This is a genomic window from Maridesulfovibrio sp., from assembly GCF_965230075.1.
Lineage (GTDB): Bacteria > Desulfobacterota > Desulfovibrionia > Desulfovibrionales > Desulfovibrionaceae > Maridesulfovibrio.
Genome location: NZ_OZ245945.1, coordinates 716,965 through 738,060 on the forward strand (window position 1 = coordinate 716,965; position 21,096 = coordinate 738,060).

The following is a 21,096-nucleotide window of genomic DNA, read 5'->3' on the forward strand; positions in this document are numbered from 1 at the left end:
CGGAAACGGCTTTTTTTTATGTGTACAATATATAGGAATACTCATAGCCTTCCTCTCGCTCCACTGCGCTTCCGGTTGAAGATGATAAAAAATGTCATGCGCTAATTAATTATAATATCTAGCTGAGTTTCAAGCTATCGGAGTTGATATATGAAATCGTTATGGAATAAACCATTCGGATACAAGCATGTGCTTGATATAAGTATGCCCCTGGCTGTGAGTATGGCTTCCACCACCATAATGCAGGTCACCGACCGCATTTTCCTCGGACGCTATTCCATGGAGGCTATTGCCGCCGCACTGCCTGCAGGGATCATGTCCTTTCTGTTCATTTCCTTTTTCATGGGAGTGGCCAGTTATATTAATGTATTTATCGCCCAGTACACCGGGGCTGCAAGGCCGGAACGGGTAGCCTCCAGCCTTTGGCAGGGTATATATTTCTCCATCGGAGCATGGGTGATCCTTGGTGTCATGGGCTTCTGGCTGACTCCGCTTCTGGAAAGAGGCGGGCATCCCCCTGAAGTTCTGGAACTTGAGATTCAATACTTCCGCATCCTCATGCTCGGTGCTGGACTGCCTGTACTTGATACAGCACTTTCCGGGTTCTTTGCCGGACGCGGGCTGACCCGCACGGTCATGGTGGTCAATATGATCGGCGCAGCTGTTAATATCCCCTTGGATTATGCGCTTATCAACGGATTCTGGTTCATCCCTGAAATGGGTATCCGAGGGGCTGCCATAGCTACGCTTACTGCCGGGGCGGTGATTGTAAGCATTTATATCCCGCTTATTTTCAACAAGGCTAATGAAACAGCTTTCAAGACCCGCAGTAATTTCCGTTTTGATCCAGCGTTATTCAAGCGGTTTATCTCGTTCGGGCTTTCCAATGGGGTGCAGTTTTTTCTCGATATCTTTGCCATTACATTTTTTGTGTACATGGTCGGACGACTGGGAACTGTTATCCTTGCGGCCAGCAATATTGTCCTCTCCATTGATGGCGTCTCCTTTTTTCCGGCTTATGGTATTGCCGTAGGGGTCAGCACCCTAGTGGGGCAAGCCATCGGGCAGGGCAGGCCGGACTATGCGCGGCGGGCAACCAAATGCGCGCTGCATATCACCACTGTCTGGATGCTCTTTATGGGGCTGATCTATCTGGTTTTCCCGGAACTGCTCTTGTCCCTGTTCCGTCCGGATAATATTACTGATGCAGTATTTGCTGACGTGCTGGATTACGGTACTCATTTTCTGCTTTTTACCGCTGCTTATATTCTCTTTGACGGTACAGCTCTTGTCTATTCCGGTGCCTTAAAAGGGGCTGGTGATGTGGTTTACGTTATGAAAAGCGTTGGGCTTTGCTGCATCGTAGTAATGGTTATCCCTTGCTACATGGGAGTGGAAGTTTATCCTTCCGGACCTTATTTTCTGTGGACGATCTTTACTTTGTATGTAGTTGTTTTGGCGCTTGCTTTTTACTGGCGCTTTAGGGGCGGAAGTTGGGAGAGTATGAAGGTTATTGAGTAAGATAATATTCTTAGATGTAACTGATGAAGCCGGATCAAGATTGTCTTGATCCGGCTTTACTTATGCTTAGTTGTTAATGTGCTCCTGTCTATTGAAGCATTGTATTTATATTTAATTGATCTATTACATGGATAGGTATATACGGTTAGGGCCTAAAGGTTGATATATAAAAGTTCTTACGGGGAGGAGCTTTGTCTAGATCTGTTTTTAGCCTTTTTTTTGTTCTGTTACTTGGTTTCGCAGTGTCTGCCTATGCAGAGGATTTGTACGTTGTTGATGTACGTACAGATTCTATCACAACAATCGATACCGCAGATCATCCTGATCCTGCTTCCAAAAGACATCTTGCCGGTACAAAGACTTTGCTCACATCAGCTGATGTCTTCGGTCTATGTGTATATAACAATGAGTTGTTTGCGACTAATGATCATGGTCATCACGCGCTTCTTGTGTTCGATGTTACAGCTACCGGAAATGTCGATCCTAAACGTAAAATTACAAGCCTTACCTACCCTCATGGGGTGGCTGTGTCCGGGGATGAAGTTTTCGTTGGTGATACAATAGGCGGAAAAGGCCAAATTAAGGTTTTTAATATTGATGATAGCGGCGATGTTGGCCCCAAAAGGACCATCAGTTGCGACTTTGGGGATGTGAGTCTTGGTGAAGTTTGGACATTAGCTATTTCGGGTTCTGAACTTTTTGTGAGTGATGGCACCAAGATTTGTATTTTCGATAAAACAGCCAGTTTAAATGTTAGGCCTAAGCGGGTTATTGAACATAAGACTACAGCTTTTACTGGTGCTTATGGATTGGCTGTTGAAGGTGATGTGGTCTATGTGAGCGATAGCCGTAATAGGATTATGACTTTTCCTATTTCAACCAATGGGGCGATAGATCCCACAGCTACAATTTCCGGTGGTTCAACAGGATTGAACAGTCCGTACGGTCTTGCAGTGAAAAATGGCTATATCTATGCTTCTCAGTATGGTTCAGGTAAAATAAATGCTTATAAGACTACCGACAACTTAGATGTCGAGCCGCAATGGACATATACCAGCGGGGATTTTTCAAGCCCGTTTTCGCTGGCAATGGAAAGTGGTGGATACGTGCGTCCTTCCGACCATTAGCAGAGCGGAGTGACTGTTTCGGTTTCTTCAAATACTGAAAATGCCACCACCGACACTGTGTTGCAACAGACCTATCAGACACCATCCAACTTTGAACTGCGAGCACCGGTCGGATCTTTTACCGCGACAGTAGATAGCAATGGTGCAAACGGAGTTTTCCGTTTTAATTCGACCAGTCTGAACGGCACTACCAGTGATGTACGGTTGTATAAGTGCTTTGATACCAATGGAACCAGTATGGCCTTTGGTGGGTATTCCACAGCAATAGATCCTGACACCGAGGGAGCTTGGTGGCTGGAAGATGATAATGGAAACTACGTTGATGCGGGGGCTACCCTGACTCAAGGCACCAATTACTGGGTTAACTACGTTAAAAGACAACGGTATTTATGACGAAGACCGTGCTTTTGGCTCTATCAAGGACCCTGCTGCGCTTGGTTCTGTAAGTGGCGGAAGCGGGTGCGTTATGAATCCTGCTGCCGGTTTTGGTCTGGAGTGGGGGCTGTTCGCCTTTGCCACTTTGATCGGACTGGTGAGTAGAAAAAGAAAATAGTCTGCAAGAAATATTAGTCAAAAGAAAAGGCCGGATCGGGAAAATCCTGATTCGGCCTTAGTTTTTATTTAAACTGATTTTACGTTTCCTGAGTAGCCAGCAGCATTTCCGGTCTGACCTTTTGCAGGAACCCGTATGCCGAGGCACAAATGAAGCCTTCGATTACCATGATGGGAATGTGCCCGTAAACAATCATCTGTGCAGCTGAAGCAAAGCTCTCATCAGTAAAAGAAAGGGCCAGCGCGGTCAGTAGGGCGGAAAGGGCTATGGATACAGCCCCGCAAAGGAAGGCTCCGAGGCTCATGCTGAAGAAATTTTTATTTAGCAGCGGGCGGAACAGATAATGGCAAGCCACTGCGGGGAGAGCCATAGTCGCGGTATTGACTCCGATTACCGTCAAGCCTCCGTATTGAAAGAGGACCGCCTGCAACAGTAATCCGGTCAGGATTGCCGGGAATGCTGCCCAGCCGAGAAGGAGTCCCATGAGGCCGCTAAGGATCAGGTGTGCACTGGAAGGTCCGATTGGAATATGGATCAGTGAGGCAATAAAAAAGACTGAGGAAAGCAGGGCTACGGAAACAAGTTTTTCCGAGTCAAGCTTTCGCAGGCCGATCATGGTTCCTGTTGCCGCTACTGCCGCACCGCTGGCAAGTACCGGCAGTGAAAGGACTCCTTCTGATATGTGCATACTCTTATTCCTTATTAATAATGAGTAGGGCAGACTTAACCTCTTTTTTTATTTGTGAGGTCTGAGCTGCATACCTTTTCTGAAAGTATAGCACAGCAGAAAGCGTGTCAAGCAGGGGGCTTGCATTCTTTGTTTATGTGACTTTTTAACGGTATTTGTCGAGCATTTTCAGAAGGTTTTTGTTGTCGATAGGTTTGGCTAGGTAATCGTTCATGCCGGATTCAAGAAATTTCTCACGGTCGCCTTTCATGGCATAGGCTGTCATGGCGATGATGGGTATATCTTTCATGTTCTCACCAGCCTCTCCGCTCCTAATGGCTTGAGTGGCAGTAATTCCGTCCATGATCGGCATTTGGATGTCCATCATTATTATATTGAACTCTTCCTTAGCTGCGGTGTCTACGGCTATCTGCCCGTTTTCTACAGCCGTTACGTCGCACCCGGCTAATTCCATTTGTCGTTTGGCCGCTAGTCTGTTTATGGGTTCGTCTTCTACCAAAAGAATTTTAAGTTTATTTTTTGCAGTCTTGGTTGTTTCCATATCTGGTGCTGTTGATTTAGTAAAAGTTGGGATACCAAAGGGGACACAAAAGTATACTGTTGTTCCTGTGCCCAGTTCACTTTCAATGGCAATATTGCCACCCATTAGTTCCACAAGCTGTTTGCAGATAGTCAAACCTAGTCCGGCCCCTTGGTGGTGACGACTATAACCTTCACTTACTTGTACGAAGGGCGCAAACAACTCCTCCATTTTGCTGTCAGGGATTCCCGGGCCGGTATCACTGATGCTGAATAGGATTTTGGTTGTACCGGCAGCAGCATGGGGCAAGGGATATGCTTCTATTTTTATGGTTCCTGTATTCGTAAACTTAATCGCGTTGCTTATGATGTTGGTCAGAATCTGTTGCAGGCGTGAAGAGTCCCCGGTTAATTTCTGTTTTGTAGCCGGGTGAAATGATAAGTCGATAGCCAGTTTTTTTTGCTGGGCAGAAGGTTTGTATAGATCGACTAGATTTTGCAGAAGTTCCGGCAGGTCAAAAGGAGCAGGGTCGACAGCGAGTTTGCCCGCTTCTACCCGCGAAAGATCTAATATGTCTGAGAGTAGAGTAGTTAGCCTCTTGGCTCCCATGACCGCGAGGTCGATGTATTCAAGTTGTTCTTTACTTTGCGGGGTAGACTTGAGTAGTTGCAGCATGCCCAGCACACCGTTAAGTGGAGTGCGGATTTCATGACTCATGTTTGCAAGGAATTCACTCTTAGCTCTGTTGGCTAACTCTGCCTGCTCCTTGGCCCGTATCAGCTGACGGTGTGCCTTTTTAATCTCAGTGAGGTCGACGTCAATGCAGTACATATACTTTGAACCGTCCGGATTCTTCTGCATGACGTGGGCTGAATATACAGGCACTGCGCTGCCGTCCTTGCGGATCAAGTCCAGTTCTCCGGCTGGAATGCGGATTCCCTTTTCGTGCCAGTCGCTGATATGGCTGATCACGCCATCACGCATATAGTCTGGGATAATCAGGTCCTCCAGCTTTTGGCCAAGCGCCTCTTCCCGCGAATATCCATATAACTTTTCGCTGGCCTTATTCCAAAATACTACCCGGCGGCTTTTGTCGTATCCCTGAACGGAGACCATCTCAACGTGATCGATAAGCTTCCTGAAGCGTTTTTCAAGATACTTATCTGTACCGTAGAGCTGGCTCTCAAGCTCAGCTATGCGTTTGTCCCTTTGTTCCAGTTCTTTAACCAACTGTTCTTTGCTCATTTCCATAATATGCATCCCAAGTTTTTCATGAAGCTTCCTTAAATATGCCATATTGCACCGCTCATGCACAGTGGGGATTTAAATCGTTGGGAATAAAGTTCCTGCCAATTTTATGACTAAGGGTTAAATAGTGAGGGGTATGTTTAATAGCTCGTTATTTTGAGAGGTTATGTGGTTAACCGTTCTTAATGTTCATTGGTATGTATGTTGCTTTCTTTGCTGCAGGAGGTAAGAAATGCGAAAAAAAATTTTTTCTGAGAAAACCATACCCGTTTTATTCGATGTTGTGGTCTGGGGGGGATTTGCAGCTTTTCTGGTTGCTTCTTACATAGCTTGCCAGACTCTTTTGGAACGTTTTCCCGGCCCGATAAATAAAATTTTGGGTATGTTTCAGGATTTTGTGGCCTAGATCGTAAAAGTTGGACTATTCATGTGTCTGTTTTTTGTCGACTAAGGTTGGAGTTTTTTTATAAGGGTTGACTTCGTTTCAATCGGGGTTACATTTAAAGTGAAATTGAAATCCCCTATCAACGGAGTCCTTGATGGAAAATTTAATAGTATTCGGTGCTATTGGAATAGCTGTAATATATCTGGCCAGAAAATGGTTTGGTAAAGGAGGGGGCGGTTGCGGCTGTGGTTGTGACTGCTCTGCTTCCAAAGATGGAGCAGGTTGTTGCGGTGAAGGGAATAATTGCATCGATGATCTTCGACAAAAGTAGTAATATCTAATAAAGTTCTGTTATTATAGTTTGTTAAGCGTGTTTTTGCCTAATCTTATAATTCTGGCGATAGACTCGATACATTTGGCCGTCTGCATTCTGCAGGCGGCTTTTTTTTGTTCTGACAGGCATACACGTATAAATGATTGCTGTTTTCATAATTAGCTACTTTAGCAGTAGGTTTTCTGCCCAAAGGAAGCCTTTTAGATGTATAAAAACAAAAATGTAAATCGTATTGTGAAAAAATGTTCAAATATGTTGTTTTTCGCTTGAAATTGGGTTCGATAGTGAACTTTTACATCAACAATAATAGGGATGAATGAAAATGAGATTGCAGATTTGCTAAAGAGTGACGTAAAGGGTAAGGAATGTTCTTAAGTTTAAAAAAACAATAAAATCAGTGGTATATATGTTTAGTTTGATGGTGTTCGTTTCTGTCTGGGGTCGAAAACGGGTCTCATGAAAAGGCAATTTTTAAACTTACTCACTAAAATTTTTTTTAGCCACTCTTTTTTGCTGAAATTGTCAGAGGATTGTGTTAAGTACTTGTTACTTTCAGCTCGTCTCATTGCCACATTTTATTTCAGGCTAGACGAATTCGTTCTCGTAAATTACTGGTTTCCTTTTAAAAATTTGGGTTTAACAAGAATGTGTATCCGCAGGCTCCCCCGCTTGTGGAGTTCTATTCCATTCTCAGACCATAGGGAGGGGAAGTGGCCAAGAAGAAGATTAGGTTCATGTGTACTGCCTTCCGTGACGGCTTTCAGTCCGTTTACGGAGCCAGGGTTAAAACCGATGATTTCCTGCCTGCTGTTGAAGCAACAAGAGAAGCAGGGGTTGATTGGTTCGAAGCTGGCGGGGGCGCACGGTTCCAGGCCCTCTATTTTTATTCCAATGAATGTGCTTTTGATATGATGGACAGGTTCAGGGAGACCGCAGGTCCCGATGCCGACCTTCAGACACTCGCTCGTGGTGTTAACGTTGTCGGACTTGAATCCCAGCCCAGTGACGTTATCAAAGCCCATGCCGATCTTTTTGCCAAGCACGGCATCACCACCATCCGTAACTTCGACGCTCTTAACGACGTCAACAATCTGATCTACAGCGGTCAGTGTATTGCCGATGCCGGACTTAAACATCAGGTTGTAGTTTCCATGATGGAACTGCCTCCGGGATGTTCCGGCGCACACGATGCCGCATTTTACGAGAAGACTCTGCGTCAGATTCTTGATGCGGATATTCCTTTTGATTCCGTATGTTTTAAAGATGCATCCGGCACATCCACCCCGGCCAAGGTCTACGAGACCATTAAGGCTGCTAAGAAGATGCTGCCCGAAGATGTACTGCTTCACTTCCATACTCATGAGACAGCAGGTATTGGCGGACTCTGCTATCACTCTGCTATCGAAGCCGGCGCAGATGCCATTGACCTGTCCATGGCTCCCGCTTCCGGCGGTACCTGCCAGACCGATATCATTACCATGTGGCACATCCTGCGTGGTACCGACTACACTATTGATGTAGATATCGATAAAATCATCAAGGCCGAAGACGTCTTCCGTGACTGCATGAAGGATTACTTCCTGCCGCCCGAAGCGACTCAGGTTGATCCCATGATTCCTTTCAGCCCCATGCCCGGTGGCGCATTGACTGCGAACACCCAGATGCTGCGCGATAACGGTCTCATGGATAAATATCCCGAAATCATCCGCGCAATGAGTGAAGTTGTGCGTAAGGGTGGATTCGGTACTTCCGTTACCCCGGTTTCCCAGTTCTACTTCCAGCAGGCTTTCAACAACGTAATGTTCGGTCCCTGGAAGAAGTTTGCTGACGGTTACGGTAAAATGGTTCTGGGTTACTTCGGTAAGACTCCGGTCGAGCCTGATCCGGAAATCGTCAAGCTTGCATCCGAGCAGATGGAACTTGAACCGACCAAGAAGACTCCGCTTGAAATCAACGACGCAGATCCTTCCAAAGGTCTCGCACCTGCACGCGAAATCTGTGAAAAAGAAGGTTTCGAGCTTACTGACGAAAACATCTTCATCGTTGCTACCTGTAAAGATAAAGGCGTCAGCTACCTCAAAGGCGATGCCCGTATCGGTATCCGCTACAAGAAGGATGTTGAAGCCGAGCAACTCAAGAAGCTGGGCGCATCTGTCGGCGGCGGTTCCGGTTCCGGACCTGTTAACGTTACTGTGGACGGCCAGTCCTACACAGTTAATGTGGACGGCTCCACCGCAACCATCAACGGCAAGTCCTTCAACATCGGTGCCGGTGACGCTCCCGCTGCAGGCGGCGCAGCTCCTGCTGCAGCACCCGCAGGTGCAACCGAACCTATCGCCGCTCCCATGCCCGGCCTGATTATCAGGATGGCTGTTGATCCCGGCACTCAGGTTCAGGAAGGGCAGACCATCATCGTCATGGAAGCCATGAAGATGGAAATGGAAGTTAAGGCGCACAAGGCAGGAACTGTGACCTCTTTCTCCGTTACCGCGGGTGATCAGGTTCAGCAGGGACAGCCTCTGGCTCAGATGACAGTCTAGTCTCCTGACAGATAAGCTAAATAGGAGATAAGTAATGCAACAGATGTTGTTCAGCTGGGACAACGTGGTCGCGGGTAACGGCGTGGCTCTTTCCATCACAGGTATGTGTATCGTATTCACAGCCCTGATTCTGGTAAGTGTTTACATTGCGCTGCTGCCCAAGCTTGCCGCGTTCTTAAATAAGATAATTCCGCCTTCCGCCCATCACACCGGGCCGGTGGCTAATGCTCCTGCTCCTCAGGTCCAGACCGGACTTTCGGAAGCGGAAATTGTGGCTGCCGCAGTGGCGTATCTGCATAAAAACAAGGGCTAGACAGACGTTATGGATATACTTCTGCACTTCTTAAGCACAACGGGCTTTGCGGAAATGACCCCGGGCAACTTCATTATGATTGTCATCGGGATCATCTTTATCGCCCTTGCTATTATTAAGGACTACGAGCCGCTGCTGCTCCTGCCCATCGGGTTCGGGGCTATCGTGGGTAACATCCCCTCCATCGCGGGGATGCCGCTCAGCGTCTATGACGAAGGCAGCGTACTTTATTATATCTACTTCGGGGTCAGTGCAGGGATCTTCCCGCCATTGATCTTCCTCGGTATCGGGGCCATGACCGATTTTTCGTGCATGCTCTCCAACCCGAGGCTGGTTCTGCTCGGCGCAGCAGCCCAGATGGGTATTTTCGCAACCCTCATCGGAGCCATGTATATGGGCTTCACCCCCAGTGAGGCCGGTGCTATCGGCATTATCGGCGGGGCGGACGGGCCTACGGCCATCTTCCTCTCCTCCAAGCTGGCACCGCATCTCCTAGGGGCTATCGCCATTGCCGCGTACTCTTACATGGCACTGGTTCCAGTCATCCAGCCTCCGATTATGAAGTTGATGACCACCAAGAAAGAGCGCCTCATCCGCATGAGCGCACCCCGTGAAGTTACTACCCGTGAAAAGATTCTTTTTCCGGTGGGCGGCTTCATCATTACCGCGCTTATCGCACCGGGCTCATTGGCACTGGTTGGTATGCTCTTCTTCGGTAACCTGCTTAAAGAATCCGGCGTTACCGAGCGTCTGGCAGAGACTGCGCGTACCGCGCTGATTGACTCTGTTACCATCCTGCTCGGTTTCTCCGTAGGTGCATCCACTCAGGCTCAGACTTTTCTGACTCCTGACAGCCTGCTCATCTTCGGGCTGGGTGCTGCCTCTTTCTGTGTTGCTACCGCCAGTGGGCTGGCTTTTGCCAAACTGATGAACGTATTCAGCAAAGACAAAATCAACCCGCTGGTCGGCGCTGCCGGCGTATCCGCTGTTCCTGACTCAGCACGAGTCGTTCAGATGGTCGCTCGTGACGAAGACCCCCATAACTTCCTGCTCATGCACGCCATGGCCCCCAACGTAGCCGGGGTTCTCGGTTCCGCAGTTGGTGCAGGTGTTCTCTGGTCCGTTCTGGCAATGTAGGAGAATTAAGGATGAATACGCTTTCCAAACAAACCGTGATGACCAAACGCAAACGTAAGCTTGCGGCGGTGAATAACGGAAAACCGGAAAGCAAGCTGGAAACAGCAGGTCGAAATTGACCGAATTCAAGGCGCATTCCCCTCAGGGAATGCGCCTTTTCATTTGTGATACCCCGGCAGGGGGAAGTGTGAACATTATTGGTCTTATTGTGTAAAAATTTGCGAAGCCGAACAGGGAAGCTGTTCATTAGGGAAAACTTATTAATTTTAAGCAAATGAACAGTGGCATTTTATCGCAAATGGCGTTAATGGCGACTTCCAGAAGTCGTGACGACTTACATTTTCTTTGGAGGAAAAAACAGTGGCTAGTCAGTCAACCTATGAGTTTTACAAAGATGACCTTTCCAAGATTCCGCCTCTCCGGGCGATTGCGGAAACTCTGCTTGCAGATAAACGGGTAAGAAAAGTTAATGCGGCAGAAGCCTATGAGCTTGCCCGCAAGCAGTGGGATGTTATGGAAACAGACCATCCTATTTATCCTGAAGCGGCAAAAAGGCTCGGCCTGCCCGAGGGAGCAAAACTGCTCAACCATTGCCACGGAAAGATCGTCGGCCGTACCGCCATGGCCCGCCGTTTTTACAACCGTCTGAACGGACCGGACCAGCGCAAGGTTCTTGGAGATTTACGGGAAGCAATCTCCGACATGCAGGAACGTCCGCTCATTAAGGCCGAGGCAATTGTCGGTCTGGATGAAGACCTGATGATCAAGGCCACTATTCTCGGCGGCGAAGATGATGCTGCCAATATTTTCAACTGGCTGGTAAACTTCACCCCCTTTGATGAACTGGCAGAAGAATACGCCAAGAGCGCGAAACTGCCCATTCAGGATATCATCATTATCGGTGACAACCTCTGGCGCAACGATGATCCCTTCTACCACAATCAGGGCAACCCGCAGCTGGCCCTCGTGGATGAAGAGTGCAACGTTATCTACAATTTCGGTATGCGCTACTTTGGTGAGCGTAAGAAGGGAACTCTTACTCTCGCATGGACTTCCGGTATCCGTGTAGGCATGGCTGCCTGCCACGGTGGTATTAAGGAAATTGATTTCGACAATTGCCCGGATGCTGAAATTAAAAAGCTGGGCAAGAAGTCCATCGCTTTCTTCGGTCTCTCCGGTACCGGGAAATCTTCCCACACCAACTCCCATGACAACGGCGGAACCCTGCCTGAAGGTTTTGCCAAGAAAGTCCTGCACGATGACGCTTTTCAGATCGACACTGAGAACCGCGTCTGCCGCGCATGGGAACCGACTCTTTTTGATAAGACCGACTCTCGCCCCTTGGGCAACCCGGACTGGAAATACATGATTTCCGTCATGAACCACGCCATGCTTGAAATCGACGGCAAGGTCATGCCTCTCGGTCAGGATATCCGTAACCCCAACGGCCGCGCACTCATCGACCGCGATGTTATCGGTGATCACGTCAACCGTTGTACATTCCCGGATTCCCTTTGCTGGCTCATGAAGGATACCTGCCTGCCGCCGATCATCCGCTTTACCGATACCTACCTTGCGGTAGCAATGGGTGCGGCTCTGATGACCAAGCGTAACCTCGCGGAAAACGTTTCCGAGGAAGAACTTAAGAAGCTGGTTTTCATTCCTTACGCCAACCCCTTCCGTGTTTACGAACTCTGGAAGGATGTTGAAGCTTTCGCCCATGTCTTTGACAGCGGTGCACACGGTTACAGCTTCAACTCCGTCGGTTTCTGGCGTTCTTCCGATACCGACCTCAATCCCATTCCCCTGCAGACTTCACTGACCCTGCAGACCATGATCCTGACTGACAAGCTGGAATGGGAAGATTGGGACCTGCTGCCCGGTGCGCAGATTCCCAAGCGTAATTGCATGGAGAAAGTGCTGCCTGGTTTCTACGACACCTACAATCCGGCTAACGTGGAACATCGCGCCGAGTACTTCCAGACTCTCAAGGACCGCTTTGCACAGCGCAGGCATTTCCTTGAGCAGACCGATGATCTCAACTGCAAGCCCGAACTGCTGGCTAAACTGACCAATGCTCTGCACATTAAAGGTTGGTTTAAATAAGCATCTCATTACCTGCTTGTGTTAAGTTAAAAAATAAGATCGCAATATCTGTACAGATATTGCGATCTTTTTTTAGTTATAAATTTTGAAATGAATCTTAGCAATTAGGTACAGATACAGCCAAACCGCCGAGCGAAGTCTCTTTATATTTATTATTCATATCCTTCCCGGTTTGCGCCATGGCCTGTACAACTTCGTCAAAGCTGACCTTATGGAATTTTTCATTTTCAACGGAGGCGATGAGATAGGCATTGTAGGCTCTGACCACGCCCATGGCATTACGTTCAATGCAAGGTATCTGAACATAGCCGCCGACGGGATCGCAGGTCAGGCCGAGATGATGTTCAAGGGCTGATTCAGCTGCATTTTCCGTGCGCCAGAAACGGTGCCCGTTGGCGTAGGCGATCAGTCCGGCTGCCATGGCCGAGGCCACCCCGACTTCACCCTGACAGCCTACCTCCGCTCCGGCAATGCTGGCGTTGTGCTTGGCAATAAAACCGAGAGCAGCCGCAACAAGCATTCCTTCGCGCACTTTCTCGCGGCTGATACCTAAATCTTCCTCAAGGGCATAGACAGCAGCTGGGATGACTCCGGCAGAACCGGAAGTAGGAGCTGTGACAACGATATGTCCGGCAGCATTTTCTTCGGATGCGGCAAAACCGTAGGCGTTTAAGCGAAGCAGAAATGTGTCGGCTCCGTTGGGTTTGGAACTGTTGCCAAAAAGACGTTTGGCCTTGCGGTGCAGCCCGATGGGGCCGGGCAGGGTGCCTTCTGCGGCGAGTCCGTTTTCCACTGCCTGTTTCATGGCATCAAGAATAGCGTCCAGCTTTTCGTATACCTCTTCCTCTGAAATTCCGCTGATGGCTGTTTCGTTGGCGAGAATAGCCTGATGCATGCGCAACCCATCATCAGTGAGGATGGCTTTAAGCTCGCTCATGTTGGAATATTTATGTGAAGGAACACGCGGTATTTCAGGCTGCTGGCCTTTCCATTTTATAAAGCCTCCGCCGATAGAGTAATATTCCTGCTCAAAAAGAATTTCTTCGCTTTTACGCAGTCGCAAAAGTAGGGTGTTTGCATAAGGAAAATTGTTTTCTACCTCGGCAAAAATAACATCTTTAACGCTTAGAGGTAGTGATATTTGACCACTTTTAAATTGGTGCGCAGAACCATCGGCAAGGGAATCAAGAAAATCGCATTTAACATTATCCGGCCTGAAGCCAAGTAAGCCTGCAACCACAGCTCGGTCAGTCCCGTGGCCTTCCCCGGTGGCGCTCAGGCTGCCGTAAAGTCGGATTTCAATATTGTCCGGCTGGGTATCAAGTGAAAGGTCCGCCACAGCCTGGTGAAAATTGTACCCGGCTTTCATGGGGCCGATGGTGTGGGAGCTGGAAGGACCAGGGCCGATTTTGAATAGTTCGAAAACAGATGTGGTGATGGCGGTCATAACTCCTCCTTGACCGTGGAAATTGTTTATGAAATTTATCATTAGCACATTGCGTAAAGCCTAACAATGCAGATCCGTTTTTCGGAGGTTACAAGTATGTATATAGTAAGCGGCTGTCTGGCCGGACTTTGTTGCCGTTACGACGGTGGGGACAATGCAGATGAAAGGGTCATGAAACTGGTGGCCGAGGGCAAGGCCATTCCGGTCTGTCCGGAACAGCTTGGCGGATTGACCACACCGCGTCCTCCATGTGAAATAGTGGAAGGAAAAGTTGTCAGCGATCAGGGGGAAGACGTAACTGAAAATTTTAGGCGTGGAGCAGAAGAAGCCATCAAGCTGGCAAAACTTGTGGGCAGCAAGAAAGCAATCCTTAAAGCCCGTTCCCCATCATGTGGTATCGGTAAGATTTACGACGGAACTTTCAAGGGAAATTTAATCGATGGTGACGGTTTATTCGCCGCCATGCTAAGGGAAGAAGGTTTCGAGCTGGAAACAGAATAAAAAATATCCCGGAAATTATTTAAAATTTTCGGGATATTTTTTTATAAAGCAAGATTAGCCTTATGAAACGGCGAAGCCATACTAAAAAAGTTTGGGATTCTTGCATTAGCCCTTAGGTGAGAAGCTTTGCTTCGAATCTTAGGGATAACGACAGTAGAACAAACCTTTTTCAAAGGGTTTAAGCCGCCGGAGGCAAACTCATATAATTAAAGCGCGTAGCGCAACATTAAATTCTTAATGAGTAATCTTATCTTCTTTAATAAGTTGCTGGGCTACGTTGAGATCGTAGAGTGCCAGCGGGTTACGGTCTGAGCCGCGCTTTTTGTATTCTTCAGCAGCTTCCATGATCACGTCATAGGGCAGCCACTCGTGTTGATCCCAAATGGTTGGGTTGTCGTTGGACCAGAGTCTGAACTCAATTGATCCTTCATTTTCGCGCACGTACATTTTGGTGTCACGGGTCTGCAGGGACGGGTAGTAATAAAGTCCGAGATGGTCTTTCATTATATAATCCTTAAAGTTTACGCAGTGAAAAAGATTTTCCGTTGGGAGTGGCGATGATGCCGTACCCTTTGATGAGGACGGTCATGGGTCTACCGAAGAAGAAATCCATGGATTCTTCAGGTAACCCTGCTTTTTCCATAACCAGTTCGCGGACAGATGCGTCGAAAATAAGCATTTCGCGCAGGTCGGACTGAATGGATTCGCTCTCATCCCAGTTTTCAACAGCAGCTGCTGCAAGCTCGGACATTTTGTTAGGATCGCATTTTTTGTCATGGTCTGCGATGAGTTCAAGTACCGGATGACCTTCGGGAAGAACGTCTTTTCTGGAAATACGGTCCTTGCTGTAAATTTCCATCAGCGGTTCCGGGTCTTCGCAGAAAAGTTTTTGACATTCAAGAGGGCGGTTCTTGTAGATACGGCAGACATTTGATGCCTGAGCAAGAAATTTACAGATCCATTCGCCACCGGCCCCTTTAATCTTGAGAATCTCTTCATCAAGAGGAATTACCGCACCAACTGGCTGGTCATAGGCCAGTTCGCCTTTGCGAAGGGTAACAATATCAGTAAGATCTATGCCGTCTGCTTCTTTGAGCAGGGGCAGGTCCTGAGTGTGGAGTGCGGGGCCGCCTTTACGGCAGCAGGTACCGCATTGCTTACATTCGTTCATATTTTAAGAATCACTTTTTCAAGTTTATGTTGCTGGTTATCGAAAATTTTTGTAGGAAATATCTGCTACTGACGCACCTTGTGTTCGGGATGAGTAAATACGCTGAATCCGGCTAGCTTGGCAAGTCCGAGTTTATCAATCGTGATAATTTGAATCATGTATTGACAACGGGCGTGTTCGGCGTGTTAGTTAATTATCCAGCACAATAGGTTGTGTTTTTTTTCACTTAAGGGTATCTTTCCCTCCCCTTGCATCGTAATGATGACGGGGTCTCGCACTAAGAGAGGAAAGCAACCGGGCTAAAGCCGGTTTAGCCGGCTGACGTACCGGATGCCTAATTTGTATTGGTAGGTATATCTTATTAAACTTTATGGAGGTTTAAGGGAATGGCGAAACACAAAACTCCCTTGTTGGACGAGCTTGAAAGCGGGCCTTGGCCTAGCTTCGTGTCCGACGTAAAACAAGAAGCCGAAGTTAGAGCAAAAAACGAGAAGGACGTGAATTATCAGATTCCCGTCGAAGTTTGTGATGACCTTCTCGGTGTTCTCGAGCTGTCTTACAATGATGGTGAAACTCACTGGAAACACGGCGGTATCGTTGGCGTTTTCGGTTACGGCGGCGGCGTTATCGGTCGTTACTGTGACCAGCCCGAAATGTTCCCCGGCGTAGCACACTTTCACACCGTTCGTGTTGCACAGCCCACCGCTAAATACTACACCACCGAGTTCCTGAACAAGATCATCGACATTTGGGATATGCGCGGTTCCGGTCTGACCAACATGCACGGTTCTACCGGTGACATCGTCTTCCTCGGTACCACCACTCCTCAGCTCGAAGAAATTTTCTTTGAACTGACCCACAATGCAGACGTTGACCTCGGTGGCTCCGGCTCCAACCTGCGTACCCCCGCAGCTTGCCTCGGTATGTCCCGTTGTGAGTACGCTTGTTACGATGCTCAGGCTCTCTGCTACGACATGACCATGGAATACCAGGACGAACTTCACCGTCCCGCTTTCCCCTACAAGTTCAAATTCAAATTTGATGCTTGCCCCAACAGCTGCGTATGTGCACTCGCACGTTCCGACTTCTCTGTTGTAGGTATCTGGAAAGACGAAATCCGCATCGACCAGGAAGCTGTTGCAGCTTACGTTGGTGGTGAGTTCAAGCCTAACGCTGGCGCTCACTCCGGCCGTGACTGGGGTGCATTTGACATTCAGAAAGAAGTTGTAGACCTCTGCCCCGGTAAGTGCATCAAGTACGCTGACGGCAAACTGGAAATCAACGACAAAGAATGTATGCACTGCATGCACTGCATCAACACCATGCCTCGCGCACTGATGATCGGTAACGATCGCGGCGCATCCATCCTCTGTGGTGCTAAAGCTCCGATCCTCGACGGTCCCCAGCTCAGCTCCCTCCTCGTACCCTTCATCAAGGTTGAAGAGCCTTTCGACGAAGTTAAGGAAGTTGTTGAAAACATTTGGGACTGGTGGATGGAAGAAGGTAAAAACCGTGAGCGTCTTGGTGAGACCATGCGTCGCATGGGCTTCCAGAAGCTTCTCGAAGTTACCGGAATCAAGGCTGATCCCAGACACGTTCAGGAACCCAGACACAACCCCTACATCTTCTGGAAAGCTGAAGATGTTGATGGTCCTTGGGAACGTGACGTTAACGAATACAGAAAAAGACACCAGAGATAATACGGGAGGACAGACATGGCGTTCGTTTCTTCTGGCTACAATCCAGACAAACCGATGGAAAACCGGATCTCGGACATTGGACCTCGCGACTTCAGAGAGTTCCTGCCCCCGGTTATCAAGAACAACTACGGCAAGTGGCTCTACCACGAAATCCTTGAGCCGGGCATCCTGGTTCACGTTGCTGAATCCGGAGATGAAGTATACACAGTCCGCTGTGGTACCGCTCGCCTCATGAGTATCACTCTGATCCGTGAGATGTGCGAAGTTGCAGACAAACACTGCGACGGCTACCTCCGTTTCACCACCCGTAACAACGTTGAGTTCATGGTTGATTCCAAGGACAAAGTTGCTGCGCTGAAAGACGACCTGCTTTCCCGCAAGTTCGAAGGTGGTTCCTACAAGTTCCCCATCGGTGGTACCGGTGCTGGTGTATCCAACATCGTTCACACTCAGGGTTGGGTTCACTGCCACACCCCCGCTACCGATGCTTCCGGTACTGTTAAAGTCATCATGGATGACCTCTTTGATGAGTTCACCGGCCACAACATGCCCGCACCCGTGCGTATCGCTGTTGCTTGCTGCCTGAACATGTGTGGTGCTTGCCACTGCTCCGACATCGCTGTTGTCGGTATTCACCGTAAGCCCCCCATCATTGACCACGAGTACCTCGACAACCTCTGCGAAATTCCTCTTGCAGTAGCTTCCTGCCCCACCGGTGCTGTTCGTCCTTCTAAGGTCGAAATCGATGGTAAGCAGTTCAAGACTGTTGCAATTAAGGAAGAGCGCTGCATGTACTGCGGTAACTGCTACACCATGTGCCCCTCCCTGCCCCTCTCCGATAAGGAAGGTGACGGTATCGCACTGATGGTTGGTGGTAAGGTTTCTAACCGTATCTCCATGCCTAAGTTCTCCAAAGTTGTTGTTGCATTTATTCCTAACGAACCTCCTCGTTGGCCCACACTTACCAAGACTATCCGCCAGATCGTGGAAGTCTACAAAGCTGAAGCTAACAAGTACGAGCGTCTGGGTGACTGGGCAGAGCGTATTGGTTGGGAACGTTTCTTCGAGAAAACCGGTCTGGAGTTCACTCCTCACCTGATCGATGATTTCCGTGATCCCGCTTACTACACCTGGCGTCAGTCCACTCAGTTCAAGTTCTAATTAGTTCGAATTGAGAAATACGGGGTGCGGCATTTTGCCGCGCCCCTTTAAAAAAGAAAGGGGCTTATTATGCCGATCGATATGGATTCCGCTAAGGAAGAAATCATGGCCTTCCTTGAAAAGAAGACCGGTGCTAAAAGTAAATTTTACTTCAACGATTTCACCAAGCTCTTTCCTGATGCAAAGGGCCGTGAAGTTAAGAAAGTTCTGACCGCTCTTGTTAAAGAAGAGAAAGTTGAATACTGGTCCTCCGGTTCCACTACCATGTACGGTATGACCGGCGCTGGTAAGCAGAGTGGTGCTGAACACGAAGATTAATTTTTCGTTTGGTTCGACTCTTAAATGCCTTGTCTCTTGGGACAAGGCATTTTTTTATGCTTCATCCTTTATTTACATTGGGATGAAGGTTAATTTTTCTTGTGTTTTTTACGCTGAAACACTACTGAATCCATTGTGCAGACAAGCATAAGATAGAATCTTAAGGGCGTGAGCAGCGAAATGAATTTTCCACGTATTGTTTTGGCCGGACTCAGTGGCGGCACAGGTAAGACTATAGTCACGCTCGGGCTTTGCCGTGCTTTCCGCAATCAGGGCCGGGCAGTTAAGCCGTTCAAAAAAGGACCCGATTATATTGATGCCCGCTGGCTGGGGCTTGCCTCAGGCCACTACGCCACAAACCTTGATCCTTTCCTCATGTCCAACGACAAGCTCACCTCCCTCTTTCTGGAAAAAGGGCAGGGTGCTGATATTTCAATTGTAGAAGGTAATCGTGGGCTTTTTGATGGTAAAGATGTGGACGGTTCCTGTTCCACAGCAGAACTGGCCCGGATAATCAAGGCTCCGGTTATCTTGACTATCGACTGCACCAAGATGACCCGTACTGTGGCGGCCATTGTTGCCGGATGCAAAGCTTTTGAAGACGGTTTTAACCTCGCAGGGGTGATTCTTAACCGCACAGCCGGAGAGCGCCACCGCAACATTCTTAAAGATTCCATTGAAGCCTACACTGATATTCCGGTGCTTGGCATGCTGCCCAAGTTAAAGGAAAACCCCATCCCAGAGCGGCATATGGGACTTGTCTCCAATACCGAATACGATGCAGTAGACAAGGCCTTAGACACCCTCGGCCAGATGGCAGAGGATTGCCTTGATCTTGATGCAATCTGCAAAATTGCTGAAAACGCTCCGGCGAAACTTAGCGCCGAAGAGTCCGCATGGTCCGGAATAGAGCTTTCCAGCGAGTCAAAGCCTGTCATCGGTGTAGTTCGGGACGAAGCGCTTTGGTTTTATTATGAAGAGAATCTCGAAGCCCTGCGTCGGGCCGGGGCCGAAGTAAAAGAAGTTTCCATTTTCTCCTCCGAACCGTGGCCCGAGATTCACGGTCTCTATCTTGGTGGTGGTTTTCCGGAAACCCTAGCCGAAGAAATTTCCCGGAATACCGCTATCCGTGAGCATGTTCGCAGTCTCGCCAATTCAGGACTGCCTATCTTCGCTGAGTGCGGCGGGTTCATGTATCTAGGCCGTGATGTTGAGTATGAAGGGCAGAAATACGCAATGACCGGTGTGCTTGATCTTTCCACCCGCCTTTGTGCCCGTCCGCAGGGACTTGGTTACACTTCCGGTAAAATTGTCCACGATAATTCCTTTTTACCTGTAGGGACCGATGTCATAGGGCATGAATTCCACTACTCGTTATGTGTGGACAACAACGAACCCGCACCCAAGTATGCCCTTGATATGTCCCGAGGAAAAGGTATGGCTGACGGTAAAGACGGCCTCATTCGCGACAATATCTACGCCGGATACAACCACATCCACGCCCTGAGCATGCCTTGCTGGGCCAATAATTTCGTTAAAGCTACTGAAAAGTTTAAGAATAAATAGACTTAGGGCATAAAGGCGCGGGCTATGCGGAAGATGTCGTCGTAGCTCAACTTTGCCCGAATACCCAGGCACATCTCTGCAGCCATATCCATTTTGGTTTTGGAGTAGGCTAGAATCTGTTCGGCCTGAACTTTAAGGTTGGCTTTAAGGATTCTATGTTCAAAACCGTCGATAACCTGTGTTATGCCGTTGGCGTAGAAAGGTGTCTTTATGTGCGGTACCAGCTGTTCCAGCTGCTGCTTACCTTCTTTGCGGCTTAGTATGATGTGGAAAAGCATTTTGACCAGCAAGCGGTCCGGCTGTAACTTGTGATCAAATTCAAGAAGAAGTGTGGGGTCTGATTGCTTGTCCTGCATACCGTCTACCAGTCCGTGAGCAAGAGTGAAGGCTTTTTTCTCTGAGATCACGGATACGGGATATTGCGAAGCCATACGAACAAAGCTGATGCGTGGATTTTCCTGAGAGGACATGGCCAGCATGGCTATCTGCATGGCGTCCAGCTTGCGGGCATACTCTTCAGCAAGAGTGATTCTCTTGGCTTCGGCAAGGCGGCGCACTGTTGCTTCGTCCAGTTCGGAAAATGCAGTTTCCAACAAAAATTTGATGTAAGGTTCGCGGGTATAGCGTATCTCTTCCTCAAGTACTTTTCTGCTCCGCTTTACATCAATGAGTTTCTTGATGGAGAGCCAGTATGCGGCAAGGCCCTCTGCGGGCATTTCCAGAATATCAAAATCTTTTTGTTCTTCCATGGGATTTCCTT

Annotated in this window: 20 protein-coding genes; 14 read left to right on the forward strand and 6 right to left on the reverse strand. The window is 48.4% G+C overall.

Going from position 1 to position 21,096, the window contains the following annotated elements; genetic code table 11:
- Positions 1 to 150 precede the first annotated feature (150 nt).
- The 3 genes from ACO05Z_RS03170 to ACO05Z_RS03180 all read left to right on the forward strand — a co-directional run bounded on the left by ACO05Z_RS03170 (position 151) and on the right by ACO05Z_RS03180 (position 3,041).
- The gene (locus tag ACO05Z_RS03170; RefSeq protein ID WP_421900422.1) at positions 151 to 1,521 is read left to right on the forward strand and encodes an MATE family efflux transporter; all 1,371 of its coding nucleotides are present in this window, start codon (positions 151 to 153) and stop codon (positions 1,519 to 1,521) included.
- A 191-nt stretch (positions 1,522 to 1,712) separates the two neighbouring features.
- On the forward strand, positions 1,713 to 2,648 hold the full coding sequence (locus ACO05Z_RS03175; RefSeq protein ID WP_421900424.1) for a hypothetical protein: 936 nt from the start codon (positions 1,713 to 1,715) through the stop codon (positions 2,646 to 2,648).
- A 9-nt stretch (positions 2,649 to 2,657) separates the two neighbouring features.
- Positions 2,658 to 3,041 (forward strand): hypothetical protein, encoded by a 384-nt coding sequence (locus tag ACO05Z_RS03180; RefSeq protein WP_421900426.1) that lies wholly within the window; start codon positions 2,658 to 2,660, stop codon positions 3,039 to 3,041.
- A 239-nt stretch (positions 3,042 to 3,280) separates the two neighbouring features.
- Here ACO05Z_RS03180 and cbiM read toward each other — a convergent pair whose 3' ends face one another.
- Both cbiM and ACO05Z_RS03190 read right to left on the reverse strand, forming a co-directional pair.
- Positions 3,281 to 3,889 carry a cobalt transporter CbiM gene (gene cbiM, locus ACO05Z_RS03185; RefSeq protein ID WP_421900428.1) on the reverse strand — a complete coding sequence of 203 codons (609 nt, stop codon included), beginning with the start codon at positions 3,887 to 3,889 and terminating at the stop codon, positions 3,281 to 3,283.
- A gap of 145 nt (positions 3,890 to 4,034) precedes the next feature.
- Complete coding sequence (locus tag ACO05Z_RS03190) at positions 4,035 to 5,660, reverse strand: ATP-binding protein (protein WP_421900430.1); 1,626 nt, start codon at positions 5,658 to 5,660, stop codon at positions 4,035 to 4,037.
- A gap of 229 nt (positions 5,661 to 5,889) precedes the next feature.
- Between ACO05Z_RS03190 and ACO05Z_RS03195 the strand changes: the two genes are divergently transcribed.
- The 6 genes from ACO05Z_RS03195 to ACO05Z_RS03220 all read left to right on the forward strand — a co-directional run bounded on the left by ACO05Z_RS03195 (position 5,890) and on the right by ACO05Z_RS03220 (position 12,472).
- The gene (locus ACO05Z_RS03195) at positions 5,890 to 6,063 is read left to right on the forward strand and encodes a hypothetical protein (protein WP_421900432.1); all 174 of its coding nucleotides are present in this window, start codon (positions 5,890 to 5,892) and stop codon (positions 6,061 to 6,063) included.
- 133 nt (positions 6,064 to 6,196) lie between these two features.
- Positions 6,197 to 6,373 carry a FeoB-associated Cys-rich membrane protein gene (locus ACO05Z_RS03200; protein WP_421900434.1) on the forward strand — a complete coding sequence of 59 codons (177 nt, stop codon included), beginning with the start codon at positions 6,197 to 6,199 and terminating at the stop codon, positions 6,371 to 6,373.
- Positions 6,374 to 7,086: 713 nt separating this feature from the next.
- Positions 7,087 to 8,916, forward strand: coding sequence for a biotin/lipoyl-containing protein (locus ACO05Z_RS03205; RefSeq protein ID WP_421900436.1), 1,830 nt, complete (start codon positions 7,087 to 7,089; stop codon positions 8,914 to 8,916).
- 34 nt (positions 8,917 to 8,950) lie between these two features.
- Positions 8,951 to 9,229 carry an OadG family protein gene (locus ACO05Z_RS03210; protein WP_421900438.1) on the forward strand — a complete coding sequence of 93 codons (279 nt, stop codon included), beginning with the start codon at positions 8,951 to 8,953 and terminating at the stop codon, positions 9,227 to 9,229.
- A gap of 9 nt (positions 9,230 to 9,238) precedes the next feature.
- Positions 9,239 to 10,366, forward strand: a complete 1,128-nt coding sequence (locus ACO05Z_RS03215; protein WP_421900440.1) for a sodium ion-translocating decarboxylase subunit beta — start codon at positions 9,239 to 9,241, stop codon at positions 10,364 to 10,366.
- Positions 10,367 to 10,726: 360 nt separating this feature from the next.
- Positions 10,727 to 12,472: a phosphoenolpyruvate carboxykinase gene (locus ACO05Z_RS03220; RefSeq protein WP_421900442.1), complete on the forward strand. Its 1,746-nt coding sequence runs from the start codon at positions 10,727 to 10,729 to the stop codon at positions 12,470 to 12,472.
- A gap of 97 nt (positions 12,473 to 12,569) precedes the next feature.
- Here ACO05Z_RS03220 and ACO05Z_RS03225 read toward each other — a convergent pair whose 3' ends face one another.
- Entirely contained in the window at positions 12,570 to 13,919 is a 1,350-nt protein-coding gene (locus tag ACO05Z_RS03225) for an L-serine ammonia-lyase (RefSeq protein WP_421900444.1), read from the reverse strand.
- A gap of 96 nt (positions 13,920 to 14,015) precedes the next feature.
- Here ACO05Z_RS03225 and ACO05Z_RS03230 point away from each other — a divergent pair, with 96 nt between their 5' ends.
- A complete protein-coding gene (locus tag ACO05Z_RS03230) occupies positions 14,016 to 14,420 on the forward strand; it encodes a DUF523 domain-containing protein (RefSeq protein ID WP_421900446.1) in 405 nt (134 codons plus the stop codon).
- A 234-nt stretch (positions 14,421 to 14,654) separates the two neighbouring features.
- On the opposite strand, the gene ACO05Z_RS03235 is transcribed toward ACO05Z_RS03230, so the two are convergent.
- Positions 14,655 to 14,924 (reverse strand): hypothetical protein, encoded by a 270-nt coding sequence (locus tag ACO05Z_RS03235; RefSeq protein WP_421900448.1) that lies wholly within the window; start codon positions 14,922 to 14,924, stop codon positions 14,655 to 14,657.
- A gap of 10 nt (positions 14,925 to 14,934) precedes the next feature.
- Entirely contained in the window at positions 14,935 to 15,591 is a 657-nt protein-coding gene (locus tag ACO05Z_RS03240; RefSeq protein ID WP_421900450.1) for a YkgJ family cysteine cluster protein, read from the reverse strand.
- A 386-nt stretch (positions 15,592 to 15,977) separates the two neighbouring features.
- Here ACO05Z_RS03240 and dsrA point away from each other — a divergent pair, with 386 nt between their 5' ends.
- The 4 genes from dsrA to ACO05Z_RS03260 all read left to right on the forward strand — a co-directional run bounded on the left by dsrA (position 15,978) and on the right by ACO05Z_RS03260 (position 20,336).
- Positions 15,978 to 17,291: a dissimilatory-type sulfite reductase subunit alpha gene (gene dsrA / locus ACO05Z_RS03245; RefSeq protein ID WP_421900452.1), complete on the forward strand. Its 1,314-nt coding sequence runs from the start codon at positions 15,978 to 15,980 to the stop codon at positions 17,289 to 17,291.
- Positions 17,292 to 17,306: 15 nt separating this feature from the next.
- Positions 17,307 to 18,452 carry a dissimilatory-type sulfite reductase subunit beta gene (gene dsrB, locus ACO05Z_RS03250; protein WP_421900454.1) on the forward strand — a complete coding sequence of 382 codons (1,146 nt, stop codon included), beginning with the start codon at positions 17,307 to 17,309 and terminating at the stop codon, positions 18,450 to 18,452.
- A gap of 69 nt (positions 18,453 to 18,521) precedes the next feature.
- Positions 18,522 to 18,770 (forward strand): dissimilatory sulfite reductase D family protein, encoded by a 249-nt coding sequence (locus ACO05Z_RS03255; RefSeq protein WP_419780775.1) that lies wholly within the window; start codon positions 18,522 to 18,524, stop codon positions 18,768 to 18,770.
- Positions 18,771 to 18,950: 180 nt separating this feature from the next.
- Positions 18,951 to 20,336 carry a cobyrinate a,c-diamide synthase gene (locus ACO05Z_RS03260; protein WP_421900457.1) on the forward strand — a complete coding sequence of 462 codons (1,386 nt, stop codon included), beginning with the start codon at positions 18,951 to 18,953 and terminating at the stop codon, positions 20,334 to 20,336.
- 2 nt (positions 20,337 to 20,338) lie between these two features.
- On the opposite strand, the gene ACO05Z_RS03265 is transcribed toward ACO05Z_RS03260, so the two are convergent.
- Positions 20,339 to 21,085 carry a hypothetical protein gene (locus ACO05Z_RS03265; RefSeq protein ID WP_421900459.1) on the reverse strand — a complete coding sequence of 249 codons (747 nt, stop codon included), beginning with the start codon at positions 21,083 to 21,085 and terminating at the stop codon, positions 20,339 to 20,341.
- Between the last annotated feature and the right edge of the window lie 11 nt (positions 21,086 to 21,096).